29 protein-coding genes and 1 pseudogene are annotated in these 24,854 nt (G+C 71.3%); 11 read left to right on the top strand and 19 right to left on the bottom strand.

Going from position 1 to position 24,854, the window contains the following annotated elements; translation table 11 throughout:
- Positions 1 to 210: 210 nt before the first annotated feature.
- From ACN28I_RS29415 to ACN28I_RS29405, 3 genes are read left to right on the top strand one after another with little or no spacing between them, the layout of a single operon-like run.
- A complete protein-coding gene (locus ACN28I_RS29415) occupies positions 211 to 744 on the top strand; it encodes a hypothetical protein (protein ID WP_420945240.1) in 534 nt (177 codons plus the stop codon).
- The gene (locus ACN28I_RS29410; protein WP_420945239.1) at positions 741 to 1,754 is read left to right on the top strand and encodes a M28 family peptidase; all 1,014 of its coding nucleotides are present in this window, start codon (positions 741 to 743) and stop codon (positions 1,752 to 1,754) included. Before ACN28I_RS29415 ends, ACN28I_RS29410 begins: the two co-directional genes overlap by 4 nt.
- Positions 1,751 to 2,278 carry a hypothetical protein gene (locus ACN28I_RS29405; protein ID WP_420945238.1) on the top strand — a complete coding sequence of 176 codons (528 nt, stop codon included), beginning with the start codon at positions 1,751 to 1,753 and terminating at the stop codon, positions 2,276 to 2,278. Before ACN28I_RS29410 ends, ACN28I_RS29405 begins: the two co-directional genes overlap by 4 nt.
- Before the next feature lie 16 nt (positions 2,279 to 2,294).
- Here the strand turns inward: ACN28I_RS29405 and ACN28I_RS29400 are convergent, their stop codons facing one another.
- From ACN28I_RS29400 to ACN28I_RS29385, 4 genes are all read right to left on the bottom strand, one after another.
- Entirely contained in the window at positions 2,295 to 2,810 is a 516-nt protein-coding gene (locus ACN28I_RS29400) for a hypothetical protein (RefSeq protein ID WP_420945237.1), read from the bottom strand.
- A gap of 356 nt (positions 2,811 to 3,166) precedes the next feature.
- Positions 3,167 to 4,054 carry a TIGR02266 family protein gene (locus ACN28I_RS29395; protein WP_420945236.1) on the bottom strand — a complete coding sequence of 296 codons (888 nt, stop codon included), beginning with the start codon at positions 4,052 to 4,054 and terminating at the stop codon, positions 3,167 to 3,169.
- A gap of 101 nt (positions 4,055 to 4,155) precedes the next feature.
- On the bottom strand, positions 4,156 to 4,866 hold the full coding sequence (locus ACN28I_RS29390; RefSeq protein WP_420945235.1) for a hypothetical protein: 711 nt from the start codon (positions 4,864 to 4,866) through the stop codon (positions 4,156 to 4,158).
- Positions 4,863 to 5,912 (bottom strand): tryptophan dimethylallyltransferase family protein, encoded by a 1,050-nt coding sequence (locus tag ACN28I_RS29385; protein WP_420945234.1) that lies wholly within the window; start codon positions 5,910 to 5,912, stop codon positions 4,863 to 4,865. The genes ACN28I_RS29390 and ACN28I_RS29385 overlap by 4 nt, the downstream gene beginning before the upstream one ends.
- A gap of 538 nt (positions 5,913 to 6,450) precedes the next feature.
- Between ACN28I_RS29385 and ACN28I_RS29380 the strand changes: the two genes are divergently transcribed.
- The gene (locus ACN28I_RS29380; protein ID WP_420945233.1) at positions 6,451 to 6,813 is read left to right on the top strand and encodes a hypothetical protein; all 363 of its coding nucleotides are present in this window, start codon (positions 6,451 to 6,453) and stop codon (positions 6,811 to 6,813) included.
- Positions 6,814 to 6,932: 119 nt separating this feature from the next.
- On the opposite strand, the gene ACN28I_RS29375 is transcribed toward ACN28I_RS29380, so the two are convergent.
- Positions 6,933 to 8,285: an RtcB family protein gene (locus ACN28I_RS29375; RefSeq protein WP_420945232.1), complete on the bottom strand. Its 1,353-nt coding sequence runs from the start codon at positions 8,283 to 8,285 to the stop codon at positions 6,933 to 6,935.
- Between the two features lie 195 nt (positions 8,286 to 8,480).
- On the opposite strand from ACN28I_RS29375, the gene ACN28I_RS29370 reads away from it, so the two are divergent.
- The gene (locus tag ACN28I_RS29370; RefSeq protein ID WP_420945231.1) at positions 8,481 to 8,777 is read left to right on the top strand and encodes a hypothetical protein; all 297 of its coding nucleotides are present in this window, start codon (positions 8,481 to 8,483) and stop codon (positions 8,775 to 8,777) included.
- A gap of 261 nt (positions 8,778 to 9,038) precedes the next feature.
- Here ACN28I_RS29370 and ACN28I_RS29365 read toward each other — a convergent pair whose 3' ends face one another.
- Positions 9,039 to 9,686 carry a tetratricopeptide repeat protein gene (locus ACN28I_RS29365; protein WP_420948741.1) on the bottom strand — a complete coding sequence of 216 codons (648 nt, stop codon included), beginning with the start codon at positions 9,684 to 9,686 and terminating at the stop codon, positions 9,039 to 9,041.
- Between the two features lie 206 nt (positions 9,687 to 9,892).
- Positions 9,893 to 10,633 carry a hypothetical protein gene (locus tag ACN28I_RS29360; protein WP_420948900.1) on the bottom strand — a complete coding sequence of 247 codons (741 nt, stop codon included), beginning with the start codon at positions 10,631 to 10,633 and terminating at the stop codon, positions 9,893 to 9,895.
- On the opposite strand from ACN28I_RS29360, the gene ACN28I_RS29355 reads away from it, so the two are divergent.
- The 4 genes from ACN28I_RS29355 (at position 10,557) to ACN28I_RS29340 (ending at position 13,417) form a co-directional block, all read left to right on the top strand.
- On the top strand, positions 10,557 to 10,889 hold the full coding sequence (locus tag ACN28I_RS29355; RefSeq protein WP_420948740.1) for a sigma-70 family RNA polymerase sigma factor: 333 nt from the start codon (positions 10,557 to 10,559) through the stop codon (positions 10,887 to 10,889). The genes ACN28I_RS29360 and ACN28I_RS29355 overlap by 77 nt on opposite strands.
- A gap of 79 nt (positions 10,890 to 10,968) precedes the next feature.
- Positions 10,969 to 11,319, top strand: a complete 351-nt coding sequence (locus tag ACN28I_RS29350; protein WP_420945230.1) for a pilus assembly protein N-terminal domain-containing protein — start codon at positions 10,969 to 10,971, stop codon at positions 11,317 to 11,319.
- 53 nt (positions 11,320 to 11,372) lie between these two features.
- On the top strand, positions 11,373 to 12,782 hold the full coding sequence (locus tag ACN28I_RS29345) for a protein kinase domain-containing protein (protein WP_420945229.1): 1,410 nt from the start codon (positions 11,373 to 11,375) through the stop codon (positions 12,780 to 12,782).
- 74 nt (positions 12,783 to 12,856) lie between these two features.
- Positions 12,857 to 13,417, top strand: coding sequence for a DUF2059 domain-containing protein (locus ACN28I_RS29340; RefSeq protein WP_420945228.1), 561 nt, complete (start codon positions 12,857 to 12,859; stop codon positions 13,415 to 13,417).
- A 46-nt stretch (positions 13,418 to 13,463) separates the two neighbouring features.
- On the opposite strand, the gene ACN28I_RS29335 is transcribed toward ACN28I_RS29340, so the two are convergent.
- The 12 genes from ACN28I_RS29335 to ACN28I_RS29280 all read right to left on the bottom strand — a co-directional run bounded on the left by ACN28I_RS29335 (position 13,464) and on the right by ACN28I_RS29280 (position 23,455).
- On the bottom strand, positions 13,464 to 13,922 hold the full coding sequence (locus ACN28I_RS29335) for a PaaI family thioesterase (protein ID WP_420945227.1): 459 nt from the start codon (positions 13,920 to 13,922) through the stop codon (positions 13,464 to 13,466).
- Between the two features lie 3 nt (positions 13,923 to 13,925).
- A complete protein-coding gene (locus ACN28I_RS29330; RefSeq protein WP_420945226.1) occupies positions 13,926 to 14,378 on the bottom strand; it encodes a PaaI family thioesterase in 453 nt (150 codons plus the stop codon).
- A gap of 46 nt (positions 14,379 to 14,424) precedes the next feature.
- A complete protein-coding gene (locus ACN28I_RS29325; protein ID WP_420945225.1) occupies positions 14,425 to 15,849 on the bottom strand; it encodes an ArnT family glycosyltransferase in 1,425 nt (474 codons plus the stop codon).
- On the bottom strand, positions 15,836 to 16,378 hold the full coding sequence (locus ACN28I_RS29320; protein ID WP_420945224.1) for a hypothetical protein: 543 nt from the start codon (positions 16,376 to 16,378) through the stop codon (positions 15,836 to 15,838). The genes ACN28I_RS29325 and ACN28I_RS29320 overlap by 14 nt, the downstream gene beginning before the upstream one ends.
- Entirely contained in the window at positions 16,269 to 16,769 is a 501-nt protein-coding gene (locus ACN28I_RS29315) for a tetratricopeptide repeat protein (protein WP_420945223.1), read from the bottom strand. The genes ACN28I_RS29320 and ACN28I_RS29315 overlap by 110 nt, the downstream gene beginning before the upstream one ends.
- Before the next feature lie 4 nt (positions 16,770 to 16,773).
- Entirely contained in the window at positions 16,774 to 17,250 is a 477-nt protein-coding gene (locus tag ACN28I_RS29310) for a hypothetical protein (protein WP_420945222.1), read from the bottom strand.
- 2 nt (positions 17,251 to 17,252) lie between these two features.
- Positions 17,253 to 18,599 (bottom strand): ATP-binding protein, encoded by a 1,347-nt coding sequence (locus ACN28I_RS29305; RefSeq protein ID WP_420945221.1) that lies wholly within the window; start codon positions 18,597 to 18,599, stop codon positions 17,253 to 17,255.
- A gap of 107 nt (positions 18,600 to 18,706) precedes the next feature.
- A complete protein-coding gene (locus ACN28I_RS29300; RefSeq protein ID WP_420945220.1) occupies positions 18,707 to 19,432 on the bottom strand; it encodes a double-CXXCG motif protein in 726 nt (241 codons plus the stop codon).
- Between the two features lie 78 nt (positions 19,433 to 19,510).
- Positions 19,511 to 21,361 (bottom strand): protein kinase domain-containing protein, encoded by a 1,851-nt coding sequence (locus ACN28I_RS29295; RefSeq protein ID WP_420945219.1) that lies wholly within the window; start codon positions 21,359 to 21,361, stop codon positions 19,511 to 19,513.
- Positions 21,362 to 21,369: 8 nt separating this feature from the next.
- On the bottom strand, positions 21,370 to 22,200 hold the full coding sequence (locus tag ACN28I_RS29290; RefSeq protein ID WP_420945218.1) for a DUF2381 family protein: 831 nt from the start codon (positions 22,198 to 22,200) through the stop codon (positions 21,370 to 21,372).
- A gap of 333 nt (positions 22,201 to 22,533) precedes the next feature.
- Positions 22,534 to 22,743: a hypothetical protein gene (locus ACN28I_RS29285; RefSeq protein WP_420945217.1), complete on the bottom strand. Its 210-nt coding sequence runs from the start codon at positions 22,741 to 22,743 to the stop codon at positions 22,534 to 22,536.
- Between the two features lie 52 nt (positions 22,744 to 22,795).
- Complete coding sequence (locus ACN28I_RS29280; RefSeq protein ID WP_420945216.1) at positions 22,796 to 23,455, bottom strand: tetratricopeptide repeat protein; 660 nt, start codon at positions 23,453 to 23,455, stop codon at positions 22,796 to 22,798.
- A 270-nt stretch (positions 23,456 to 23,725) separates the two neighbouring features.
- Here ACN28I_RS29280 and ACN28I_RS29275 point away from each other — a divergent pair, with 270 nt between their 5' ends.
- Together ACN28I_RS29275 and ACN28I_RS29270 are read left to right on the top strand one after the other, a co-directional pair.
- Entirely contained in the window at positions 23,726 to 24,259 is a 534-nt protein-coding gene (locus ACN28I_RS29275; RefSeq protein ID WP_420945215.1) for a PepSY domain-containing protein, read from the top strand.
- Between the two features lie 281 nt (positions 24,260 to 24,540).
- Positions 24,541 to 24,792: pseudogene (locus ACN28I_RS29270) on the top strand (TonB-dependent receptor plug domain-containing protein); the annotation flags it as partial.
- Positions 24,793 to 24,854: the final 62 nt, after the last annotated feature.

Below are 24,854 nucleotides of genomic sequence, written 5' to 3'. Positions count from 1 at the left end.
AAGGTGGGGAGTGGCGCGGGGACGGGCCAGGGGCCGTTGGGGGCGCGGATGCTCGGCCGGCGCCCTCTCCCAGAGGGAGAGGGAGTTGACGCCCGGCTGGCTGCTCTCCGGATGGCCGTGCACCACCGGGTGCTGGAGGGGCTCATCACCGGCGTGGCGATGATCGGGGCGTAGCCTTCCCCGGCGCGTGCGGGATAGGGTCCCCCGCCCATGCGCCCCTGGTTGCTCCTCGCCGCCGCGCTCCTCCCGGGCGCCGCGGCCGCCGGACAGGATGTGTCCCTCGGCGTCACCGCCGTCACCCTCACCAACGGTGGCGTCTACAACGTCACCGCGCCCCGGCTCGGGCTCGACGCCTCCTATGCGTACGAGCTCGGCGCCTGGCGGCTCGGCGGCGGTCTGCGCTGGGCTCCCGCGGGCCGCGGCAACCTCCCGGTGGAGGTCTACGCCCGCGCCCTGCTCTTCACGCGCCTGGGCCGGTGGCAGCCCGCGGTGGGCCCCGAGTTGGGCGTGAGCGGCCTGCCCATCATCCTTCCGCCCGAGGGCGGCTTCCCCGATGACCTCTCGCGCCAGCAGGCCGCGCAGCTCGGGCCCGCCTACGTGGCCGTCCACGCCGCGCCCCTGCGCTTCGCCTTCCGCCGCTTCACCGTGAGCGCCCTGGAGCTCCAGTGGGGCACCACGCTCGACCGGCCCGGCTCCACGCTGCGTCTGCAATTCGGCCTCGTCCACCTGGGGGTGACGCTGTGAGGGCCCTGTCCGCCGCGCTCCTGCTGCTCACCGCGGGCGCCTGTGCCTCGCGGCCCTCCGTCGAGGACGCCGCCGTCTCGCGCGCCGGAGACTTCGCCTCGGGCGTGGAGCGGGCCCGCCTGGTGTCGGACGTGGACGCGCTCGTCGCCGCCCACGATACGGATACGCCGCTCGACTGCGCCCTCTTCGACACGTCGGTGATCGACACCACGCGCCGGCCCGTGTGCCACGTCACCCGCGAGAAGGCCCGCGAGCTGGTGCGCGCGCGCTTCGAGGCGCTCGGCTACACCGTCAGCACGCACGAGACGGAGGATGAGCGCTTCCCCACCGTCAACGTCGTCGCCGAGCTGCCCGGCGCCGAGCACCCCGAAGAGGTGGTGGTGGTGGGGGCGCATTACGACGCGTACTACTCGGGCGCGGATGACAACAGCTCGGGCGTGTCGGCCCTGCTGGAGATGGCGCGGCTGGCCGCGGGCAAGCGCTTCGCGCGCACGGTGCGCTTCGTGGGCTTCGACCTGGAGGAGCTGGGGTTGGTGGGCAGCACGCGCTACGTGCAGTCCCGCCCGGGAGAGGAGATTGTCGCCTCGCTCATCTTCGACTGCATCGCCTACAAGGATGCACGTCCCGGCGCGCAGCAGGGCCTGCCGGGCTTCCCCATTCCGAGCACGGGGGACTTCCTCGCGGCCGTCGCCAACGAGCAGTCGCGCCCGCGGCTGGAGGAGCTGTACGCGGTGGGCGAGCGGCTGGGGTACGGCGGTTTCCTGCGGGGCGTGGTGACGCCGAAGGATGGCTCGGGCCCGGCCTCGGGCAACCTCATGCGCAGCGACCACGCGCCCTTCTGGATGGCGGGGCACAGCGCGCTCTTCCTCACGGACACCGCCAACTTCCGCAATCCGCACTACCACAAGGCCAGCGACGTGCCCGCCACGCTGGACTTCGACTTCCTCACCGACGTCACCCGGCTGTCCGCGGCCGGGCTCTCCTTCTGGGCCGAGGGTCCGCTGCCATGAGTGTCTCCGCGCTGCTGGTGCTCTCCACGCTGGCCACCTCGCCCGCCCCGAGCGAGGAGGCGCAGCCCCCGCGTCACCAGCTCACGCTGTATGGGCGCTCGGGGGTGACGGCGTACCTCTCCGCGGCGCGCACCCACGGGGGCGTGGGCGGCGGCTTCGGCCTGCGCGACACGGTGGACGGGCGGTGGTTGTTGCAGGTGGACGCGAGTGGCCTGACGGGCCTGGGCTCGGCGCTGGCGGTGCGGGTGGGGGCGGGCGTGCAGCGGCAGGGGTGGTGGGCACCCGCCGCGCTGGTGAGCCTCACGGGCCTGTTCGGAGACAGGCTGGACTTCCTGACGCCCGAGCACCCCGTGCCCGTGGCGGGGCCCTCGGTGGGGCTCGGGCTGACGCTGGCGCCCGCGCGCTTCACGCTGGGAGGCGCGCAGGTGTCTGTGTTGGAGCTGGGGGTGGGCGCGGGCACGGACAGGCCGGGGCTCGGCCTGATGTATGGGCTCACCCTGCTCGAGGTGGGTGTGGCGCTGTGACGAGGGGGGACGGGGCTCAGTCCTGCTCCCACTTGAAGGTGATGCGCTTGCCCTTGGTGTCGTTCAGGCTCAGGTCAATGAAGGTCACGTACACACCGACGTTGAAGGCACCGGCCTTCCAGAACTCCAACCGGTAGTCGGCCGGCATCTGGGAGTCCACGCGGTACTCCGTGGTGACGTAGCGGACGTTGTCCTTCGTCTCGATGCGAGAGGTGCGGGCGCCCTTGCTGCCGTTGTACAGGGGGAACACGTCGAGCGACTTCCACCAGGTGATGTGGCTCGCCGTGCTGAGCACGAGCTGGGCCTTGGTGTTGTCGCCCGTGTTCGTGACCGTGTAGGTGATTCGTCCATGGCTGTCGCTGTAGAGGACGCCCGAGCTGTTGAGCACGGTGACCTTCTGCTCGACCGCCGCGAGCTCCTCGGCGACGGGGACCTCGGCGACGAGGGCCTCGCCCTCCTCCATGGGGCCCATGTTGCAGCCGGAGAGCAGGAGGGGCAGGGCGGACAGGGCGGACACGATGAAGCGCTTCATGGAGGGGCTCGTTTCAGGACCGCGGAGAAAGGACGCCGGAGCGGGATTCCGGTGTTTTGTGGTCTCCTGTTTATACGGGTATTGCCTGGAAGGCTTCGATTTACGCGCCAAAGCGTTGCATCTTCACGCCACGGTCATCGCACCGGGCGGAGGAGACAGACACGCCGTCCGTGGGAGTCTGTCCAGGCTCATCCCGACCGCGATGGGTTGTTGGAGGAGCTGCTCTCGCTCGCGGGGGCCCTCACGGGTTCAACCTGGGGTCTGTGGCACCCTCACCCCGGGGGGCTTGCCCCCCTTTGAACGACGGGGGGCTCCTCTCCCGGGGGGAGAGGGGAAAGTGTTGCTGAGGGAGATGCTCAGTCCGGGAAGAACATCGGCTCGCGCGTGGCCACGAAGTCCGTGATGACCGAGGTGATTTCCGGCGGCAGGTAGCTGAACTGCACGCCCAGCCCTGGCATCAGCTCCGGCGTCTTGTCGTTCACCTCGCGCGTCCAGCGCACCACCCCCGTCACCGTCATCGACCGCGTCCCCGGCAGCAGCACGTCCAGGTCCACCGTCGTCCCTCTCGGCACCGACTGCACCGTCGCCACGAAGATGCCTCCCTCGTGGATGCTCGTGGTGAAGCCCGTGAAGAAGTTCGAGTCGCTGCGCTGGTCGATCGCCGCCACCATCCGCACCCGCGATCGCGCCCCCTGCGGGCTCGGATCCAGTTGCGTCGTGTTCCCCTTCGCCACCGCCCGCGCCGCTCGTCCCTGTACCGCCTCGCGCTCCCGCTGACGCGCCGCCGCCTCGCGCTCCCGCTGCGCCTTCGCCGCCGCCTCCGCCGAGCGCTTCAGCCCCGCTTCCGCCTCGGCCACGTCCTGCTGCGCCCGCGCGTTGAGCTGTTGCAGCGTCTGCAGCGTCCGCTGTGCCTCCTGTGCCGCCCGGCGCCGTGCCTCCACCGCCTCGTGGCGCGCCGCCAGCGCCCGCTCCCGGGCCTCCTCCGTGCCGCCCGTGTGCACCGACGCCGATTCCAGCCGCGTGCCCGCTCCGCGCACGTGCTCGTCTTCCGGGCGCTCGGCCGATACCCGCTCCACCTGCTGTCTCAACTCCAGCAGCCGGCGCGACAGGGTCTCGGCTTCCGCCGCCGCCCGGGTGAGCTGCTCCCCGAGCCTCGCTTCCTGGCTGGCCAGCTCGGACTCGGCGCGCGCGAGCTCGGTCTCACGGGAGGGCGGATGGGTGGGGGCAGGGGCCGGCGCGGTCATCTTGGCCGACCATTCTAGCGTGTCCTCCCGGAGGCCGACGAGCCCACTGAGGCCCCTGCCCACCCGGGGCGTGTGGGCGCTCTCGTACCCCGGGCGCGGGGCTACGCCGCGGGCCGCGTACCCTCCTGGCCCCGCCGGGCCTGGGCCAACAGCTCCTCCCCCATCGCGTGGAAGAGGGCGAAGGTCTTGTCCACCAGCCCTCTCGCCCGCTCCACCTGCTCCGGCGTCAGCACCAGCCCGGCCAGCACCGCCTCGGCGTCCCCGCTCCCCATCACGTGGCCGCTCTCCAGCCCCTCGTGCGCCTCCCCGAAGTAGACGAGCCGCTTGCCCGTCTTCGCCTCCAGCTCGCGCGCCACCTGGCTGAACCGGCTGAAGCCCACGCTCCCGGCCGCCTCGACGCTCTCCACCACCGCCAGCCGCATCACCGGGCTCTCCGCCGACACCAGCGCCACCAGCCCGTAGATGAGCTGGCGCGCCTTCTTGCATTGCTCCCCCCACAGCCGCTCGAGCGCCCCGGTGAAGTCCATCGGCGCGTTCAGCTCCAGCGTCCGCAGGTCCCTCAGGAACATGCCCCAGTGGTGGTCGTCCTCCCGCGTATGCGTGTTGATGAGCCGTTGGAGGGGATCCTCCGAGGACTCGTCACGCAGGACGTACTTGTTCACATCCGCGAACCCCATCACGAAGGGCGCCAGGCCCGGGGCGAAGCTCAGCCGCCGCTGGGGCTCGAGGCTCGTGTCCTCGACGAAGGTGATGAAGGGAGACCTCGCCAGCTCCACCTTGCGCTGCTCGATGTGGTGCAGGACCCGTTTCATGGTTGCGCTCCGCCGTAGGCCTCGGTGGCCAGGTAGAAGGTGGTCCGCCGCCCGCCACCCTGCCGCCGCATGGAGACCCATTGGATGAGCCCCACCCCGTCCTCCAGCGGCCGCCGCGCGAGCGCCTTCACCGACCGCTCCAACAAGGCGCGCGACTCCGCGTCCAGCAGGGGGCGGATGCGCTGCAACGCCTCGGCATCGTTCGCCGCGTAGCAGCGGATGGGGAAGTGCAGCGTGATGCTGGAGGGACGCCGGGGCTCGTCGGAGGTGAAGGCCAGACAGGTGAGCGTCGGCCGGGCACCGCGGAAGCGGCCCACGCCCTTCTGCAACGCCTGGCAGAAGCCGCGCGCCTCACCGGGGACGTACTCGGGGGCCCGCGACAGGACGGACTCGATGTCCTCGGCCGAGGCCTCCCGGTGGGCGAGGTAGACCTTGATGCGCGCGGCGCGCCGCTCCGAGAGGTCCAACGAGAAGTAGAGGGGCTGGTCCAGGCTTCCCCGGCGCATGGCCACCGTGGACAGGAAGCGCCACGCCTCGGCGCAGCCGAGCCGCTCGAAGGCCCGCCGCACCCGCTCCTCCGCGCCCTCGGGGCCCCCGGCGGACGGGTTGAGGTACACCTTGAACGTGGGGGCTCCCCCCGGCGCGACACAGACGGCATGCCAGAGCCCGAAGCGGGCCCGTGCATCCACCGGCTCGAAGAGCTCCTTCACCTGCTCGAAGCGCTCCAGCGCAACGCCCAGCTCGCGGTGCAGCCGCTCGTTGAGCGCCAGCGCGGCCTCCCAGCTCGAGCGCAACGTGGTGGGCTCCCCCTGCGCCTCCAGCAGGAAGCGCACCTCGGGCTGGCCCCCCTCCATGGCCAACGAGAGCTCGAACGGCGTGTGGTCATCCGTGATGTCGGAACGCCAGGCCGGTATTTTTCCAATGTCTTGCTTTCCCCACGGGCCGCACATGCGCTCGAACGTGTGCCGCACTGTCTGGGTATCCCGCCCGTCGAAGCCCACCGCCTGACACAGTGCGGCGAGCCGCTCGCTTCCGAAAGACTGCAAGGATTGCCAGGGGATACGCGTCCGCGCCGCTGTGGCCTGCTCGTTCCGTACCCGCATGGGGGATGTCCGATCTCTTGCCAGGGGAGACCCAGTTTTTCCCAATGTAACAGAAAATGCGGGATTTTTCGGCTAAATCGGTTTTATAGGCAACACCCCGCGCCGGCAGCGGGAGCCTCCACCGGCTCCGCTCCCTCTGACGGAGGCCTCCGGGTGGCACCACTCAGCGGGCGCCGCCGCGCCTCGCCGGGCCTTCCGCTTCCGGGTTTTTGAGAAGGGATTGGTTGGAAGATGGGAAAAATGGGTGAGTCTTTATTCCGGCTCTCGCCGCTGTATCTGTTTGATACGGGCAAGACATACGTCTTTCTCCGGGAGAAACTTCACATTTCAGGCGTCGGGGATATGGCTTTTCGTCCGATAGCCCTATCATGAGTACCGAGGGTGAGACGGACGGTCCCGGCTGTTGCAACTGTCACCCCGCAGTGGGGGGAGTCTCATGGACGCGCAAGACGTGGGCAGTTCACTCCGCCAGGGAGGAAGCATGGACGCTCGACAGTTCGCGGCAGGGATGAAGACGCTGGCCAACGAGGACGAGGCCGTTCAGGCGGGCCGGGTGCGTGGCGAGCGCCGCCGCAACGCCCGCCGGCGTGTGGACTTCGCCGCCTATGAGAGCGTCCTCGAGCGCAACGCCGAGCTGGCCGCCGCCTGCGGGGCGTGTGTCTGTTTCGGCCAGCCCCACTGCCCCGACTGCGGCGGAGAGGGCAAGCCCGGCTGGCAGGTGCCGGATGCGAGCCTGTTCCGCCAGTACGTGGCCCCCGTGCTCGGGCGGCTCGGCGCCGCGCAGGACGAGGAGCGGCAGCACCGGCACGACTCGCCGTGGGCGGGCCAGTCCGCGAGCCTGTAACGCGGACACGGATTCAACCTGGGACATCCGATACCCTCACCCTGTCCCTCTCCCGAGGGGAGAGGGGTGGGGGCGCGGTGGGGATTTGGGCCGCCAGGGTTTCCGTCAGCCGGCTCCCGTCAGTCGGCTCCCTTGATGCAGGCGATGGGCTTGAGGCGCTTGTCCACCTTCGCCAGGCCCGCCATCTCCACCGTGTCGAGCACGTCGTCCAGGTTCTTGTAGCAGGGCCCTGACTCGTCCAGCGGCGTCGTCCGCGTGTTGAGCAGGATGCCCGCTTCCGCCATGCGCCGGTCCGTCTCGGACTGGTTGAGCACCCGCCGCGCCTCGCCTCGCGACAGCCTCCGCCCCGAGCCGTGGTTCACCGAGTAGATGGACTGCTCCGCCCCCTCCTCCGCGAAGAGGATGGCGCTGCCCGTCTCCATCGAGCCCGGAATGAGAATCGGGTGCCCCGTCTTCTCCCACTGCGTCTTGCGCAGCGCCGGGTGCCCGCCCGGGAAGGCCCGCGTCGCGCCCTTGCGCGCCACGAACTTCCCCGCCTCCTTCTGGATGAGGTTGTGCGAAATCTCGTAATAGATGTCCGCCGTCCCGCCGAACACCTCCTCGAGCGCCGCGCACACCGCCTCGCCGATGATGAGCCGGTTGGCCACCGCGAAGTTGGCCGCCATGTTGTGCAGGTTCCAGTACTCGCGCCCCAGCCGGCTCTCCGCGTCCAGCCAGATGAAGTCCTCGCTGCGCTTGCTCAGCCCCAGCGCCGCCGCCCCCTCCACGAAGTAGTGCTTCGCGATGTTCCACCCGAAGCCCCGGCTCCCCGTGTGCAACATCACCCACACGCGGCCGTCCTCGTCCACCTGCATCTCCGTGAAGTGGTTGCCGCCCCCGAGGCTCCCCAGTTGGTCCCTCTTGTCGTAGGCCCGCTCGGGGATGTCCACCCGGTCATCCTCCACCGGGATGAAGTCGCGCTCCGTCGTGGACGCGCCGCGACCCAGCGCCTTGGCCCCGTGGCGCACCACCTCGGCGAACGTGCGCGCGTTGATGCTGCGCTGCTTCTGCACCCGTGAGGCCCCCACGCCCACGGCGATGCGCTTCGTCACCTCGTTGATCCACTCACGGCGCTTCGCCGGGTCCGCCACGTCCTCGGCCGTGAGCGTCGTCTTGAGCTGCACCATGCCGCAGCCGATGTCGTAGCCCGCGGCCGTGGGCAGCAGGATGCCGTCCGTCTCCACCACCGTGCCGATGGGCACCCCGTAGCCCAGGTGACAGTCCGGCGTCACCGCCACCCGCGTCACTCCCGGGAAGGAGGCCGCGTTGACCACCTGATCGAAGACGCCCTCCTCGAGGCCCGGCAGCTCGGGGCCCTCGCCCCACAGCAGCTTGTCCGAGAGGAACAGGTGCGCATCCACCCGCATCGTCTTCGTCTTGGGCAGGACGAAGTGGCCCTCGGCGACCTTCTCCAACCTTTGCGTCCAGCTCATGGCGTCTCCTCCCGGATGAATTCAACCGCTGGCAGCGACGGAAGCGTCCTCTGGATGCTGACGGACAAAGCGAGCGGCCGGGCTTGCGACCGGTCAACGGCTGGCGTCCGGCGGATGTCATCCATATTGCGCCCGCAGTTGCCCCTTCACTGAAGAATTCCCATTCCTATTGCGGAGCTTCAAGGGGGTAGGGAGATGGGGATTCTCGGTGCGTTGCTGGTGGCGGTGACCGTGAACGCGGGGCCGGTGGAGGTGAAGACGGCGCCGGTGTTCAACCCGGCCGTGTGCAGCAAGAAGCGGGTGGACGCGTGCGGCTGCCACCACGTCTACGGGGTGCGTCACTGCCACCCCAAGCGCAAGAGCGAGCACTGTGAGGCCATGGTGCAGGCCACCGAGCCCGCCGAGCAGAACGCCTCCCACGCGCACGAGCTCTTCTCTCACGAGCCGGAGCACGACACCGGGGAGGAGCCGGTGGACTTCGCGGCCCTCTAAGCCAGGAGGGGGAAGTCCGGGGGGAGGTTCCGGCCGCGAAGGGGAGCAACTGGTCCGATTGTTGGACCAGTTGGCACGCCGCGCGGCCGGAAGGCGCCCGGTGCGTTCTCGCCACGACTTCCAACCCATGCTGGCGCTCGCCACGGCGTTGCGCCGCACCGGGCATGAGGTCCTGCGCTGCTCGTCTGGTTGTCGCCGCGGGCGCGGGGCTCACCGCGCGCAGTGTCGCCGAGGCCGCCCGCGTCCCGTTCCGCTACCCGCTCAACCCTCGGGCGTGACGGTCACTTCCAGCGTGAACTCCCGCGACATCACCCGCTCGAGGTCATCCACCTCGTAGGCCGTCAGCGGCGTGCGCGAGGAGATGACCACCCAGCGCGTCCCCGGCGCCGCCCTCATGGCGATCGTGTTCCCCGACAGCCTGCGCACCTCGGCCGGAGAGGGCAGGGGCGCCGCGGGCGCGGCCGGTGCCGGGGGCAGGGCCAGCCGCCCCGGGACATTCGCCTGCCGCGTGTGCAGCTCCACCATGTCCCGCTTGTGCTCGGGAATGCGCGAGGGTGGCGGCACCGCGGGAGGCACGTGCACCGTCTGGCGCTGCGCGTGCGCGGCCGACAGCCGCTCCAGCGCCCGCGCCACCTCGTTGTCCCTCGGGTCCAGCTCCAGCGCCACCTTCAACGCCGCCCGCGCCCTCGCCTCGCACCCGAGCTGCAGCAACAGCTCCGCCGCCGTCCGGTACGAGCTGATCGCCTTCTGCCTGTCTCCCGCCCGTCTCCACGCCTCGGCGTGGCGCACGTACAGGTGTGGATCCCTCGGGTCCAGCTCCAGCAGCTTCCCGTAGGTGCGCGCGCACTCGGCGAACTTCCGCCTCGAGTACAGGTCCAGCGCTTGCTCCTTCAGCTCCCGCACTCCCATCACCACCCCCGCACCGCCACCCGGGAACCACTCCCGCCACGGCCCTGTCCCTCGGAGCTACAAGCATGGGCTGTGCCGGGGAGCGGACGGGGAAGGGCGCTGCCAGGACGGGTCCTCCGTCCTCATCCCATCACTTGCGCTGTTCTCCTCGCGGCAGCCGGGGAGACGCGGCGCTCCTCAGGTGGGGAATTCCGGTACTTCCCGGTTCAAACAGCCTTCCCAGTCCCTGTAAGAAAGGAGGGGAGGCCCGTTCCACCCTGTAAATCCCGGCCGGGCTCACCACCCCCATGTCCCACCTTCCACCGCTCGCCCGGTTGCTCGTTCCCCACCTGCGCCCCGAGGCCCGCCTGTACGCGCAGCTCCCCTCCCTGGAGACGGTGCTCGCGGAGCTGCTCGCCTCCGCCCGCGCGGCGTGGCCCCGAGTGCGGCTCGAGGACGCCGTGTTCCTGCGCCACCTCGCCGAGCGCCTCGTCCCGGCCTCCGAGCCCGAGCGCACCCTGCGCGCCCTCCCCGCCGCGGACCTCTTCCTTGCCTGTGCCTGCGTTCACGGGGACGCCGCCGCCCAGGCCGCCCTGGACGCGCACTTCCTCCCCAAGCTGGCCGCCGCCGTCGCCCGCGTGCACCCGGGCGCCGATGCCGCCTCCGAGGTGTGCCAGGTGCTGCGCGAGAAGCTCCTCACCTCCGAGGCGGGCCAGCCGCCGCGCCTCGCCGGTTACCTGGGCCAGGGGCCGCTCGCCGCGTGGCTGCGCGCCGCCGCCGTCCGCACCGCCCTCAACCTGCGCCGCTCCGCCCAACGCCAGGCCCGCGCCGAGGAGGAGGCCCTCGCCGAGGCCACCCTCCCCGGCGGCACCCACCCCGAGCTGGAGGCTCCTGCGCCAGCGCCACCGGGCCGACTTCCAGACCGCGCTCGCCGAGGCCCTCGCCGCCCTGCCCTCGCGAGAGCGCACCGTGCTGCGCCTCCACTTCGTCGAGGGGTTGAGCCTGGAGCGCATCGGCACCGCGTACCGCACCCACAAGTCCACCGTCTCCCGGTGGCTCGCCCGCGCCCGCGAGGAGGTGCTCGAGGGCACCCGCTCCCGGCTCGCCGAGCGCCTGCGCCTGTCCTCCGGCGAGCTGCACAGCCTCCTGCGCGACGTGCCCGGACAGCTCGACCAGAGCCTCTCCGCGCTGCTGGCCGGCACCGGGGAGACGGAGGGCCCGTGAGTTTTTTTCGCGCCGCCGTGCAACGCCGCGCGGCCACCGGTGTCATCCGGGCAGAACGCGGGAAATAACGGAGGACACCATGAAGAACGTGAAGAAGATGATGGGCGTGCTGGCGGTGACGGCGGTGGCGGTGCTCGGCACGGCGGCGGGCGCGGAGCAGGTGGCTCCCGCGGCGGCCCAGGGCAGCCCCGCGGCCCCCGCGGAGACGATCAGCGTCAAGAAGGGCGAGGTGTACACCCTGGAGGTGAAGGACCTCGTGCGCATCGCCGTGGGGGACCCGGAGACGGCCGGTGTCTCCGTGGCCGACAAGGCGGAGAAGAAGGACGCGACGGGCGTGCGCATCACCGGGCGCAAGGCGGGTGAGACGACGCTGCTGACGTGGACGAAGGACGGGACGCGCAAGGCTTACAAGCTCGTCGTCCAGGGCTGAGCCGGGCCCGGTGGCTTCCCGTGGCGGCGCGCGCCTGCGACAATGGGGAGGAGATGCCCCTGGAATCGAGGTTGCGCGCGCCGGACGGGTGCCCGGACGAGAATGTGCTCGCGGGTTTCGCCTCGGGCGCGCTGTCCCACGGGGACACGCCGCGGCTGGAGCAACACCTGGACGGGTGCGCCGCGTGCCGGGCGCTGGTGGCGGCGGTGGCGGCCGAGGCCTCTGGGCCCGGTGACACCGGTGCTCCCACGTGTCTGGACACGGGTGCGCCCACTCTGCCCATGCACCCCGGAGCGCCCGCGCTCGTCCCGGGCGCCCAGGTGGGCCGCTACGTCGTCGAGGGGCTGCTCGGCGAGGGGGGCATGGGCGTGGTGTACGCGGCGAAGGACCCCACGCTGGGGCGCACGGTGGCGCTGAAGCTGCTGCGCCCGGGCGGGGGAGGGGACGAGGGCCGTGCGCGGCTGGTGCGCGAGGCCCAGGCGATGGCGCGGCTGTCGCACCCCAACGTGCTGCCCCTGTTCGAGCTGGGGACGGAGGGCGGGAGCGTCTTCCTCGCGATGGAGCGGGTGGAGGGCCCCACGCTGGCGGGCTGGCTGCGCGAGCGCGAGCGGCCGTGGCGCGAGGTGCTCGCCCTCTTCGTCCAGGCGGGCGAGGGGCTGGCGGCGGCGCACCGCGCGGGCCTGGTGCACCGGGACTTCAAGCCGGCCAACGTGCTGGTGGGCGTGGACGGACGGCCCCGTGTCACGGACTTCGGGCTGGTGCGCCACGGAGCCCGGGGGGACGAGGGGCTCGCGGGAGAGGCGGGCACTGGAGACGCTGGCGAGGCGCTCACCCGTGCGGGCGCGGTGCCGGGGACGCCCGCGTACATGTCACCCGAGCAGCTCGCGGGCCGCGAGGTGGATGCGCGCGGAGACCAGTTCAGCTTCTGCGTGGCGCTCCACGAGGCGCTGTATGGCCTTCGCCCCTTCGATGCGCGGGCCCGGGGCGAGGCCCGCTGGCGCCGGGTGCCGGTGCCGCGAGGGCCTCGGCTGCCAGGGTCCGTGCGGGCCGCGCTGGAGCGGGGGCTGGCGCTGGAGCCGGAGGCGCGCTTCCCCTCGATGGACGTGCTGCTGGCGGGGCTGGCCCGGCCCTCGGGGCCTCGCTGGCTGCCGGTGGTGACGGTGGTGGCCGGGTTGGGGCTGGTGCTCGCCGGGGCGGACGTCCTGGTGGGGCGGACGCGGGAGCCGGTGGCCGTGGAGAAGCCGGAGGCCCTGCCTCTCGCGCTGGTGCTGGGCACGCCCGTGGAGCTCGTGCTCCCCGAGGTGGTGCGCGTGGCGGTGGGCGCTCCGGGCATCGTGGATGTGACGGTGCTGGGCGAGGACAAGCTGCGGCTCGAGCCCGTCGAGACGGGCACCACCACGCTGCTGGTGTGGACTCGGGACGGCGAGCGCCGGGCGTACACGGTGTCCGTGGGTCCATACTGAGCGGGGGACCCCCTTTACCGGCACATGGGGGCGGGGACTATCGTGAGAGTCCTCTCGTCGCGGAGGGCTGTTCGTTGCGCTCCATCAATCCCCTGGCGTCCTGGCGGTGGTGTCTCCTCGCGGTCCTCGCGGTGGGCTGCGCGCATTCGAGCGCGGGCCCGGCCGCGGACCCGGCTCCGGCTCCGGCCACCGTGGCGGAGTCCTCCCCTCCGGGCACCTCGTCCGATGCCGGGATGCGCAAGCAGGCGAAGGTGCGCAGGCTGATGGCGGCCACGGGGGCGGAGGCCTCGGGCAGGATGATGCTGGACATGATGACGCAGCACTTCGAGCGGATGTCCACCCTCCCACCGGGCTTCATGGAGAAGTTCCGCGAGGTGGCGGAGGAGGAGTCCATGGTGGACATGCTGGTGCCGGTCTACATGAAGCACTTCACCGAGGAGGACCTGGACGCGGCCCTCGCCTTCCACGAGTCGCCGGCGGGCAAGCGCTTCCTCGCGGCCCAGCCGCTGGTGATGCAGGAGGCGAAGGAGGTGGGCGAGCAGTGGGGCGTGCGGCTCGCGGAGAAGACGCTGCGGGCGCTCAAGGAGGAGGCACGGCAGCCGCAACCCGCGCGTCATGAAGGTCAGCAGCTGTAGATACATCCCCTCTCCCAGAGGGAGAGGGAGCATGCGCAACCCGGCCTCACGACACGAGGAACAGGGCGTTGGCGCTGGCGATGGGCTTGCTCCGGTCCTCCTGCCAGGCCTGCACCTGCAGATTGGCCACGCGCCGGCCGAGCCGCGTAATCGTGGCCTTGGCCAGCGTGTCCTGCGGCCGGCCCGAGCGCAGGAAGTCCGCGGTGATGCTGATGATCTTGGGCACCCGGTCCGTCTGGGTGCGCAGCAGCAGCTCGAAGATGGCGGCGGACTCCAGCAGCGCGCCGAGCGTGCCGCCGTGCAGCGCGGGGATGGAGCTGTTGCCGATGAGCATGGGCGCGAAGCGCATGCGGCACAGCACCTCGCCGGTGGTGTTCTCCACGCCAATGCCGAGGAAGCGCGTGTAGGGGATGGCCTCGGTGAGCAGGTGGTACTCGCCCGTGAGGCGCACCTCGCGCAGGATGTTGGCGATGCGGGTGGGGGGAGTCGGGGGCGTGCTGTCCATGGCTCAGTCCTCCACGATGATGAAGGTGCCCTGCGCCGAGGCCACCGGGTTCTCCGCGTCCCCATGGTGCGCGAGCGCTCGCACGAAGGCCACGGCGCGCGTGAGCTTGTAGCACTCGGCGTGCGCGAGCAGCTCCTTGCCGGGCGTGGCCGGGTGCAGGTAGTCGATGCGCAGGTCCAACGTGGCGATGCGCGCCATGCGGGCCATCTTCATGAAGACGGCGATGCCACACGTGGCGTCGATGAGCGTCGTCACCGCCCCGCCGTGCAGCACGCCCGTCTCGGGGTTGCCCACCAGCTTCTCCGAGTAGGGCAACCGCACGGTGGCCTCCGCCGCCCCGAGGTCCACCACGCTCAGCCCCAGCTCGCGGTTGTGCGGGACGGAGTCGCTCATGAAGCGGTTGATGCTCTCCATCATCTGCTGCTTGTCATTGGGGAACGCGTCGTCGATCGCCATGCGCGAGCGTGGATAACAGCTTCGGCGCTCCGCCACCGCGTGAAATTCAGGGCTTGCGCAGCAGCCGCCAGCGGCCCTCGCGTCCCACCTCGCGCCAGCCCGGGTCGCTCACGGGCGCGCCCTCGGCGACGAAGGCCACACGGGCCTCGGCGGGGCCTCCGGGAGCGAGCCCGCTTCCCAACTCCGTGAGGCGCCAGGGCGACCAGCGCCGCTCCACGGCGAACGCGGCCACGGTGGTCCACTCATGGCTCGGGGACACCACCAGCACGGAGGCTCCGGGGGGCACGTCCGCCGTCTCGGGGCCCAAAGCCCCCGCGAGCGGACAGCGCCTCGGAAAGAGCGGCCGGCCCGCACCCGCCAGGGAGGCCACCAGCACGACGAAAGCGAGCACGGCCAGGCCCCGCGTGGCCCTGCGCGCGCGCTCGGGGGAAGCGAGCCGTGCCTCCAGCCACGGGCCCACGCCGATGCCCACGAGCATGGCCAGCAGCGGGAAGGCGACGAGCGAGTGGTTCCACACCTTGCGCCCCGGGATGCAGAGCGCGGTGAGGATGAAGAGGCTCGCGAGCAGCAGCACACAGGCGGTGCGGCGGACTCCGGCCTCGTCGCGGGTGCCCTCGGGAAGCAGGGTGCGGAGGGCGCGAGCGGGCCGGCCGAAGGCGAGCACGCCACCGGCCACGAGCAGGGGCAGCCCGGGCCAGAAGCGGCTGAGAATGGTCCGGAAGGGGATGTACCAGGAGAGCTGCCCGTCGGTGCGCGCGCCGGAGGCGGAGGCGAGGACCTGGTGGCGCACATAGCCCTCCCACCAGTCCGGATGGGTGACGAGGAAGAGGACGGTGGGCACGGTGGCGGCGAGGCCCACGAGGGTGCCGATGACGAGCACCTGGAAGGAGCGCTCGACGAAGGCGCGGGCGACGGCGGCTCCGGCGAAGGGCAGCACGCCGAAGGGCCCCTTCACGGCGCAGGCGAGGGCGGCGAGCACGCCACACAGGAACCACTCACGCGGGCGCGGCACACCGAGCAACAGCGGCACCGCGGAGGCGGTGGCGAGCAGCAGCAGCAGGGGCTCGAGGAAGGGCTGGCCGGCGCGGGTGAAGAAGCCATCGGGGAAGGAGAGCACCAGCATGGCGGTGACCCCGGCCCACGGCCCCGCGGCGCGGCGGGCGACGGTGCCGGTGAGCAGCAGGGTGCCCAGCGAGAAGGCGGCGCACAGCGGGAACAGGGCGCGCTCGCCGAAGAGGCGGATGACGAGGGCGAAGGGCCAGAGGCCGAAGGGGAGGTGCTCGAAGAAGCGCGGGTGGACGTCGGGCAGGTAGCGCAGGGCGAGCCAGGTGCCGTCCTCGACCATGTGGCGGGAGACGGCCTGGTAGAGCTGCGAGTCCCCGAGGTCCGTGTGGGTCCACCACGTGGAGGTGGTGAGGCCGAGGAAGACGAGCACGGCCCAGACCGTGGGCTTTGGCTCAGAAGCGCGCATCCAACCGCACCGTGTCCAACTCCTGGCGCACCATCTTCTGGAAGAGGGCGGGGCCCACCCACGTGTACAGGGCGAGCCCCAGCCAGACGAGCTGGATGAGGGAGGCGAGGTTGGGCTGGCCCAGGTCCTTCGCGGCGAGGGTGGCGAAGCGGTAGGCCACGAAGGCGCCCAGCAGCACGAGCGTGCTCTTGCCGTCGCCCAGCGAGCCCATGAACATCGCATAGCGCCACCACAGGCCGAGCAGCGGGCTCCGCCGCGCCTTGATGCTGGCGAGCAGCCGCAGCGAGCCCTCGTCGGCGGCGTCCTGGCGCAAGGCCCACAGCGCGTGCTCGCGCGCATCCTCGATGCGGCCCTGGCGCAGGTACACCTGCCCCATGAGCACCAACCCGTCCTGGAACTCGGGCCGGGCGGTGAGGGCGTCATGGGCCCACTGCGCGGCCCGCTTCACGTCCCCGCGCTCCAGCGCGTCCCACCCCATCATCACCATCGTGTCCGGGTCGTTCGCATCCAGCGCGATGGCCCGCTCCAACACCTCCCGCTTGAGCTGCTTCTTGCCCGTGCAGCTCGAGGAAGCGGGCCTGCAGGCGGAGGTTGCTCGTGTCGTCGGGCTCCAGCTCCAGCAGGTTCTTCAGGTGCTGCTCGGCGTCCTTGAAGCGGCGGCGGGCCATGGCCGCCGAGGCCGCCGCGGCGTGGGCCAGGGGCAACATCGGCTCCAGCGACAGGGCGATGCCGGCCTCGTGCTCGGCGGCGTGCGGGCGCTTGAGGGACAGCAGCACCAACGACAGCAGGGCATGGGCCTCGGGGTCTTCCGGCTCCTGCGCGAGGCCCCGGCGCAACGTCTCGAGCGCACCCCGGTGGTCCCCGCGGGCGAGCTGCACCTGCGCGTAGTGGCGCCAATGGAAGGACGGGAAGTCACTCATGGCATCACCAGAGCAGCACCTGCAGCAGCGTGTTTTCGCCGACGAGCCCCGCGACGAGCCGCGAGCCCAGGAAGACACCGGCCACCAGCACGAGCACCCCGTTGCGCACCACGCCGCCGTAGTACTCGTGCAGCGCGAAGCTGCGCTGCTGGAGGTTGAAGATGGCGTAGCCCATGGCCAGCCGCCACACGATGGCGCTCACCCCGGCGTAGGGCGCGGACGTCTTCGTCAGCACGCCCGCCTGCACCAGGGTGCCGAGCAGCATGGCCAGCAGCAGCGTCCCGGGCACCACCAGCACCGCGAGCACCGTCTCCTTGCGGCGCGTGGTGCTGCCCATGGCGAAGCCGTTGAGGATGAACCACGGCACCCCCAGCCACACCCCGCCCATCATGAAGGCCAGCAGGGGGAAGACGGGGTTGACGACGAGGTGCCCGAGGGCTCCGGGGCTCGGCTCGTCCTGGATGCGGTAGGTGGCGCTCATGCTCAGGACTTCCCGTGGGCCTGGAGGAAGGCCAGGACCTCGTCGTACTGGCCGGCGTCATTGGCATAGCGCGCGTAGTTGCGCGCGGTGGTGAGCCACTCCAGCGCGGTGGGCTTCACCTCCTGGAGGGCGCCCTTGAGGTCCGCCGCGGTGATGGGCGCCTCGTCGCCCTGCTCGAGCGAGCGCTCGATGGCGGCGTCGCTGGCCGTCTCCACCACGTTGGACAGGTCCGCGCCCGAGAAGGTGCTGGTGTGCTTCACCACGAAGCCCAGGTCCAGGTGGGGCTCCTGGGGCCGGTCCTTGAGCAGGAGCTTCAAAATCTCCTCGCGCGCCACGGCGTCCGGCGGGGGGACGAAGAGGACGCGGTCGAAGCGGCCCGGGCGGCGGAAGGCCGGGTCGATGGCCCACGGCGTGTTGGTGGCGCCGAGAATCAGCACCCCGGCGTTGTTCTGCGCATAGCCATCCATCTCCGCGAGGAACTGGCTGACGAGCTTGGCGCTGGTGCCCTCGCGGCTGAACTGGCGCTTGGCGGCGAGCGCCTCCAGCTCGTCGAAGAAGAGGACGGCGGGCGTCGTCTGGCGGGCCTTCTCGAAGAGGGCGTGCAGCTTCCGCTCCGACTCGCCGATGTACATGTCGAGGATGTCGGAGATGGCGATGTTGTAGAAGGTGGCGCCGCACTCTCCTGCGGTGGCGCGCGCGAGCAGCGTCTTGCCGCAGCCCGGAGGCCCGTAGAGGAGGATGCCGCCGCCGGCCTTCTTCTTGAAGCGCTCGAAGAGGCTGGGCTTCTGGAAGGGGAGGATGATGCGCTTGCGAATCTGCTTCTTGATGCCCTCGAGGCCGCCCACGTCGGCGAAGGTGAGGGGCGGCTGAGGAGGGGCGACGACACGGTCCACCTCGTTGGAGGCGGTGTCGTCGTTGGAGATGACGCGCAGACGGGGGCCTCCGGCGGAGGGCTGCACGTCGCGCACGGAGGCGGAGAGCTGGGCGAGCAGGTCGCGATCTTCCAGGGTGGGGTTGAGGGAGACGGCGCGCTGGTAGGAGGCGCGGGCCTCGTCCTTGCGGCCGAGCGCGGCGAGGGCGCGGGCGGAGAGGAGGGCGGCCTCGGCGGAGGGGTGGTTGGAGCAGAAGAGGAGGGCGCGCTCGTGCTCGCCGGTCTGGACGAGCGTGCGTGCGGCGTGGAGCCGGTCGGGCTCGGAGAAGAGGTCCGGGGCGTTGTCGCCGAGAATGGCGCGGGCCTGCATGACTTCGTTGCGGTCGAGGTGGGCCTTGAGCACGAGCCCGCGCAGGGGCGCGTTGTCGGGGCTCGCGTCGAGCGCGGCCTTGAGGGAGGCGAGCGTGGTGTCATCCATGGCGGGGCGAAACCTCTCACAGCCCCGAGGGCTCCTTCAAATGCGGAGACACGAGGGAGGACGGGGAGCGTCCGGCCCCTCACGGCCGGTGTGGCCTGGTGTCCGGCTCAGCGGGCCTCCAGCTCCTTGAAGACGACGCCATCCAGCTCCAGGCGGCGCACCGCGTCCACCAGGCGCTCGTTGGCGATGATGAGCGTCGAGGCGTCGGCCAGCCGGAAGATGTCCACGTGCTCCGGCAGCGATGCGGCGTCGAGCACATACGGATCCGGGACGCTGTGGCCCATGGCGACCCCACAGGTGGGGCACGGAGGATGGGGGGGCGGGAGGCAGCCCGGGTGGAATCGCCCGTGGCTTTCGAGCTGGATGTCCCGCAGGTCGGGTGCGTGTTTGGTGCGGAACCGCACCTGGGTGGGGCAGCCGGTCAGGCCCCGCACGCCCGAGCCCTGCAACCGCTCCAGGGCCTCGCGGCGCAGGCAGAGGGACCAGGGGTTCTGCATGACGAGCTGGCCGAAGTAGCCCAGGCCGCTTCCCCGCAGGGGGCCGAAGCGCGCTCCCGATGTCAGCACGGCGTAGGCAGGCGCCAGGGGGCGCACCAGCTCGCGCAGCCGGATGAACTCCTCGCGCGGAACGGGCCAGGAGTCCAACAGCTTCTCCTGGTCCCCGGGCGGCAGACCCGACAGGTCCACGCACGGGTATTGGCCCATCGTATAAGCCTCTGGCGGCAAATCACAGACAGGGCAGCGCTCCACACCGGGCAGCCCCCACTTGTGGGCAGCGTTCAGGTCGCCCGTGTAACGGGGCGATGGGTCTCTCTCCAATTCGTAGAATTGCATACGGTCGAGTCTCAAGACTCACGCCCCCCTCTCGGGCGGAGAGCACGGGATGCGCTGTGATCGCCCCGGGCCGCAACCTCAGCGCCAGTCGGGCGGGGCCAGGGTGAGGCGCGGCATCGGGTGGCCCTCGGGGTATTGCAGCACCGTCTCGAAGCGCGGGTCGTTGAGCACCACGCTGCCGGGACTCCGGTCTATCTTGGCCGGCTCCACCAGCGAGCCTGGAATGGGCTCCTTTGCCCACGTGGGCACCCCGTAGGACGTGAAGTCATCCACCGCCACCCCGCAGATGGGCCACCACGTACCGTCCGGCAATTGCATCCGGTCGAACTGGATGTAGAGGCGGTAGGGCGTCGTCACCGCCTCGCCGGTGATCTTCGTCTCCACCTCCTTGCCCTTCACCTCCGCGTACATGGTGGCCATGACGGGGCCGGGCTTGACGTTGAGGGAGCCGCCCTCCTCGATGGGGTCAACCGAGGCCGGAGTGCCCGTCTCCAGGAAGGTGGCGTTCTCCCGGGAGTCGAAGCCCAGCTTGATGGGCGTGGCAACGGCCTCGGGTGGGCAGCGCGCGAGGTAGCTGGCCGGGTCGGGCCGCGCGGGCGTGGTGGCGCACCCGGCGAGCTGCGCGGCGGCCACGCCTCCCAGCAGGTGGGTGAGGACCACGCACAGGCGCGAGGGCTTCGATTCAGCGGAGACGGGAGGCGTTTCGAAAGGGGAGGAGGGCACGGGCTGCGTTCCTTTTTCGGTGGCCTCCGCGCGAGGGCCGTCCTCCAGAGGAGGGGCATGCGTCGCGCGGAGCAGGGCCCACCCTATCCCGAGTACCCCCAGCCCGAGGACCAGCGCGAGAAGGCGCATCGGCCACCGGCTCCTCTTCCCCTCGGGCCCGGCGGAGCGGACCTCCCGGATGGGCTCGGGCTCGGGCTCGGGCTCGGGGGACTCCTCCAGCATGTCCACGTCCGGAAACCGCTCCGGCACCCATGTGCACTCCGAGGGCCGCTTCGCCGGGGCCTGCCAGGCGGCGGTGTGCCCCTCCTGCTCGCGCAGCCGCTCCAATTCTTCACGCACGGCGCGGGCGCTCGGGGGGCGCTGCCCGGGGTCCTTCGCCAGCAGCCGCAGGGCCAGTGCGCCCAGCGAGGCGGGCGCCTCGGGAGCGAGCTGCCCGGGCTCCACCGGTGGCGTGTAGGCGATGGCGGGCAGCAGCTCGTCCAGCGGTAGCCGGGTGCTGAAGGGGCGGCACCCGGTGAGGGCCTCGTAGAGGAGCACGCCAAAGGCATACAGGTCGGCGGCGGGCCGGGCCTCCAGCCGCGAGCCCGAGGGCGGAGGGTCGTCGGACAGCAGGGACGCCAGAAAGAGGATGGCCTCGGGTGGCTGGCAGTAGAGCGTTCCCGGTGCGAGCCCCTCCGTCAGCACGCGGGCCCACGGCAGGTGCGCCGTGCCGAAGTCGATGAGAAAGGGCGTGTCGTTCCCCTGCCTCACCAGGATGTTGTCTGCCTTCACGTCCCGGTGGACGATTCCGTCCGCGTGCAGGACCTCCAGCGTCTTCAATTGCTCGCACAGCACGCCCACCACCTGGTGCAGCGAGGCGCGCTCCCGCCAGCGCCACACATGGAAGGTGCTCCCGGAGACGTAGGGGGTGACGAAGTAGGCGTAACCCGTCTCCGGCCCGGGCCACCGGCCCCACTCCAGCACGGGCAGCAGGTGGGGGTGGCGCACGTACTCCAGCGAGCTCACCTCGCGGCGCATCCAGTCATCCACCTGGTCCGGGTCCTTCTGCGAAGCGGGCCGGGCCGCCATCTTCACCGTGTAGCGCTCGCCTCCGCGCTCCATCAGGAAGACGAAGGCGAAGCCACCGACTCCCAACCGGCGGACGACGCGGAAGTCCCGCATGGGGTGGCCCTCGCGGAGCTGGTCCGGGCGGCGCGGTCTCCTCATGGCTTTTCTCATGGCCGTGGTGCCTCTTGTCCTGGCAGCGGGCTGAATCCGCCCGGGGAGTCCTCTCCGTCCAGTGCCACCTCCAGGTGCGAGGCGCCCTCGGGAAGCAGGCTGGTGAAGACGTGGCGTTGGCCCCTCGCTTCCAGCGCGCCGGATACGAGCTGGGCGGGCCACTCCATGAGCGAGCCGTCCACGAGGGTGGCCCGCAGCCGCACCTGCACCAGCCGCCACGGTGGGGCGCCTTCCTGGCTGTCCCGCTCGGACGCGGTGGCGAAGAAGCGCGGGCCCATCCAGAGCACGGACTCCACCCGCGCCCGGGTGCGCCCCGGATCTCGCGCCACCGCCCGGGGCCAGGCGAGCGCGACGCGGGAGGGCGGCGTGGCGAGCAGGTGGAGCGCCAGGGCCCGCGCGGCGTCGTCCTCGGAGGAGGAGCCAGCACCCACCACGCGCACGCGCACGTCCGCTACCTCGCGCCGGGTGACGAGCGTGAAGTGAAGGGGCTCGGTGCCGGGTCCGGTCTCCAGGGTGAGCGGCACCTGTTCGCCCTCGGCCAGGGAGGTGGAGAGAAGGAGGAGCCACGAGCCGGGACCCAACGCGACGAGCCGGATGCGGGCCTCGTCCACCGGAAGCCTCGGAGCCGAGGGCGGCAGTGGCGCTTGGAACTGGAGAAGCGTGGGCACGCCGACGGCCACGTGCAGCGCCAGGGGCGGCACCTCGCCGGGCCGGGCGGGGGCCACGAGCGTGCGTGTGCGGAGCGAGGGCCCGCGGGGCGGTTGCCGGGCAATGGCCGGGGCGGACAGCAGGAGGGACAGGATGAGGAGCCAGGAACCGGAGCGCACGCGAGCCTCGACGAGCAGGCGTGCACGCTAGGAGCGGCCCGTTCCCGGGAGCAAGCACGAAACAACCTCCGCCGTCACCCCGGAGCGGGTGACTCGGGAGGACATCCGGGGCGGTTCTTCCGCGCACGTCCTGCCCGGCTCGGACAGGGCGCTCCATAGGGAAAACCGAAGGACTCGTTTCGGTTTATCTCAACAACCTTGGCAATCGCCTCCCGATAACTCCCGAGCACGAAGACATCCCGGAGGTGAGGCATGAGAGTCAGCGCGCTGGCGAACAGCATGAATGTCCAGACTCCTTCCAAAGCCACGGGAGCCCAAGGGGTGGGGTCGAGCTCATTTCAGGCGCGTCTGGGGACGGTGGCGGGCGAGCGTTCTTCCGCCGCGCAAGCAGGACCGACCGGAGCGGAGATCCTCCAGCAGACCGCGCAGGAGATGCGCTCGCTGCTGCGCCTCCAATACGAGCTTCTCCCGGAGCACGACCTCCCTGATCTCCAACATCATGAAGACGCGGCACGAGACGGCGAAGAATTCGATCCAGAACATCCGCTGAGGAGGGCTCCTACTGCACCCCGTGTGGGGTTCCATGATCAGGGCATCAGCCCATCTCCTGGAGCCTGTGCCTCAGGTCATCCGCGAGCCCGGACGGATCGCCTTCTCGCAGCGCGGCGAGCCCCGCCTCGAAATCCACACGGGCCCCCTCTGTGTCACCCAGTCGCGCGCGCAGCACGCCCCGATCGCGCAGCAACTCCGCGTCCACCGGCTCGCCCTCCTGTGCGGCGAGCGCGTCGGTAATGTCTCTCACCGCCTCCTCCAGCCGGCCCAGTCTCCCCCGCGCCAGGGCCCGCTGGTGCAGCAGCCACGGATTGCCCGGGTCCTCCGCGAGCGCGAGCGTCCAATCCCGCTCGGCATCCTCATGCCGGCCGAGCACCTCCAGCGACTCGGCGCGCTTCATGTGCAGCACGAGCGCCTTGCGGAAGCTTCCGGTCTCCAGTGCATCGAAGCCAGCCACGGCCTCGGCGTGACGGCCCAGCGCGGCCAGGGCGAGGGCGCGGTGCAGTTGCGCCGAAGCGTGCCCGGGCGCCAGCTCCAGGACGCGCTCGTACCAGGGCAGGGCCTCGGCGGGGGCGCTGCCCCAGATGCCAATCGTCAACCCCATCTCCAGCAGCACGCGCGCCTGGCGGGGGTACGTCTCGGTGAGCTGGCGCATGCGCGAGAGCGCCTCCGTGTACCGCCCGCTGCGCCGCAGCTTGTCCACCTTGCGCAGCAGCTCCGTGAGCTTCCGGCGGCCACGCCTCGCGCCCGTTGCGCTCAGTCATTGCTTCCACTCCCGGGGTGTGGGGCCCCACCGTTGTCGCCCGCACCCGATTCGCTATAGTTCCACACGACCGAGACGAGGCCTGGGCCGTGCGCTCCTCCTCCCTCCGCGCCCCCCATGCCGTCGCCCGCCCGTGTCACCCGAAAAACCTCGGAAGCCGAGGTCCCCGCTCTTACGCCCGTCGCCCCTCCCCGCCCGGGCCCCTCGCGCGTGGTGGTCTGGCTGCGCCGGCTGCGCCCGCTGCACCGCTGGGTCGGCGTCCCGCTCACGCTCCTCATCCTGCTCAGCAGCCTGACAGGCATCCTCCTGGGCTGGAAGAAGTACGTCCCAGTCCTCCAACCCCCCGTCCAGCGCGGCGCCTCGCTCGAGGCCCGGGACTGGCAGCCCCTGCACCTCATCTCCTCGGCCGCCGAGGCCGGCCTGCGCGCGCACCTCGGCGCGGCTCCCGGTCCCGTCGACCGGCTCGACGTGCGTCCCTCCAAGGGCGTGGCCAAGGTCCTCTTCCGCGAGGGCTTCTGGGAGGTGCAGGTCGACCTCACCACCGCCCGCGTCCTCTCGGTGGATCGCCGCGCCTCGGACTTCATCGAGACGCTCCATGACGGCTCCATCCTCGGCGAGGCCGCCCGCGCCACGATGAGCACCGTGCTGGGGCTCGGCCTGCTGTTGCTCTCCCTCTCGGGACTCTGGCTCTGGTGGGGCCCGAAGCTGGCCCGCCGCAACACTCCCCCTCCACGCGACACCTGATTCCATGCGTCACCCTCCTCGCGCCCGGCGCGCTCTTGTCTGGTCGTGCTCCCTCTCCCTGCTGTGCCACGCCCTCCCCGCGGGAGCGCAGGAGCAGCCCCCGGCGGAGACGCCGCCCGCCGAGGCCCCGCCCTCGCCGGAGACCCGGGCCGGGAAGCCGGACACGTCCGGTGTCACCCTCGGGGAGACGTACGTGAAGTCCACGAGCATCCCCAAGCCGCTGATGCCCGCCTCGCGCGTGGGCTCGGAGGTGACGGCCGAGGAGCTTCTCCCGCCGTCCCGCGCGCTCCACCCCGGAGGCGCTCCTGGAGGAGGAGGGCGTCTTCGTCCAGCGCACCAACCACGCCGGTGGCCACCCCATCATCCGCGGCCTGCTCGGCCACCAGGTGCTCGTCCTCGTGGACGGCGTGCGCCTCAACAACGCCGTCACGCGCGCGGGCCCCAACCAGTACCTCAACACGGTGGACCCCTTCCTCGTCGAGCGCCTCGAGGTGGTGCGCGGCCCGTCCTCGGTGCTCTACGGCTCGGACGCCATTGGTGGCGTCGTCAACGTCCTCACCCTCACGCCGCGCTTCTCCTCCGAGGGCGAGCGCCG

Source organism: Archangium gephyra (genome assembly GCF_049060025.1).
Classification (GTDB): domain Bacteria; phylum Myxococcota; class Myxococcia; order Myxococcales; family Myxococcaceae; genus Archangium; species Archangium gephyra_A.
Note: the sequence above shows the minus strand (reverse complement) of the source record. Positions and strands in the feature narration are given on the sequence as shown.

Excerpts from the sequence above, each read along its gene's own strand:
- ACN28I_RS29415 (WP_420945240.1), top strand. The coding sequence starts at position 211 with ATGCGCCCCTGGTTGCTCCTCGCCGCCGCGCTCCTCCCGGGCGCCGCG.
- ACN28I_RS29405 (WP_420945238.1), top strand. The coding sequence starts at position 1,751 with ATGAGTGTCTCCGCGCTGCTGGTGCTCTCCACGCTGGCCACCTCGCCC.
- ACN28I_RS29400 (WP_420945237.1), bottom strand. The coding sequence starts at position 2,810 with ATGAAGCGCTTCATCGTGTCCGCCCTGTCCGCCCTGCCCCTCCTGCTC.
- ACN28I_RS29395 (WP_420945236.1), bottom strand. The coding sequence starts at position 4,054 with ATGACCGCGCCGGCCCCTGCCCCCACCCATCCGCCCTCCCGTGAGACC.
- ACN28I_RS29390 (WP_420945235.1), bottom strand. The coding sequence starts at position 4,866 with ATGAAACGGGTCCTGCACCACATCGAGCAGCGCAAGGTGGAGCTGGCG.
- ACN28I_RS29380 (WP_420945233.1), top strand. The coding sequence starts at position 6,451 with ATGGACGCTCGACAGTTCGCGGCAGGGATGAAGACGCTGGCCAACGAG.
- ACN28I_RS29375 (WP_420945232.1), bottom strand. The coding sequence starts at position 8,285 with ATGAGCTGGACGCAAAGGTTGGAGAAGGTCGCCGAGGGCCACTTCGTC.
- ACN28I_RS29370 (WP_420945231.1), top strand. The coding sequence starts at position 8,481 with ATGGGGATTCTCGGTGCGTTGCTGGTGGCGGTGACCGTGAACGCGGGG.
- ACN28I_RS29365 (WP_420948741.1), bottom strand. The coding sequence starts at position 9,686 with ATGGGAGTGCGGGAGCTGAAGGAGCAAGCGCTGGACCTGTACTCGAGG.
- ACN28I_RS29350 (WP_420945230.1), top strand. The coding sequence starts at position 10,969 with ATGAAGAACGTGAAGAAGATGATGGGCGTGCTGGCGGTGACGGCGGTG.
- ACN28I_RS29345 (WP_420945229.1), top strand. The coding sequence starts at position 11,373 with ATGCCCCTGGAATCGAGGTTGCGCGCGCCGGACGGGTGCCCGGACGAG.
- ACN28I_RS29335 (WP_420945227.1), bottom strand. The coding sequence starts at position 13,922 with ATGGACAGCACGCCCCCGACTCCCCCCACCCGCATCGCCAACATCCTG.
- ACN28I_RS29330 (WP_420945226.1), bottom strand. The coding sequence starts at position 14,378 with ATGGCGATCGACGACGCGTTCCCCAATGACAAGCAGCAGATGATGGAG.
- ACN28I_RS29325 (WP_420945225.1), bottom strand. The coding sequence starts at position 15,849 with ATGCGCGCTTCTGAGCCAAAGCCCACGGTCTGGGCCGTGCTCGTCTTC.
- ACN28I_RS29315 (WP_420945223.1), bottom strand. The coding sequence starts at position 16,769 with ATGAGTGACTTCCCGTCCTTCCATTGGCGCCACTACGCGCAGGTGCAG.
- ACN28I_RS29310 (WP_420945222.1), bottom strand. The coding sequence starts at position 17,250 with ATGAGCGCCACCTACCGCATCCAGGACGAGCCGAGCCCCGGAGCCCTC.
- ACN28I_RS29305 (WP_420945221.1), bottom strand. The coding sequence starts at position 18,599 with ATGGATGACACCACGCTCGCCTCCCTCAAGGCCGCGCTCGACGCGAGC.
- ACN28I_RS29300 (WP_420945220.1), bottom strand. The coding sequence starts at position 19,432 with ATGCAATTCTACGAATTGGAGAGAGACCCATCGCCCCGTTACACGGGC.
- ACN28I_RS29295 (WP_420945219.1), bottom strand. The coding sequence starts at position 21,361 with ATGAGGAGACCGCGCCGCCCGGACCAGCTCCGCGAGGGCCACCCCATG.
- ACN28I_RS29285 (WP_420945217.1), bottom strand. The coding sequence starts at position 22,743 with ATGTTCTGGATCGAATTCTTCGCCGTCTCGTGCCGCGTCTTCATGATG.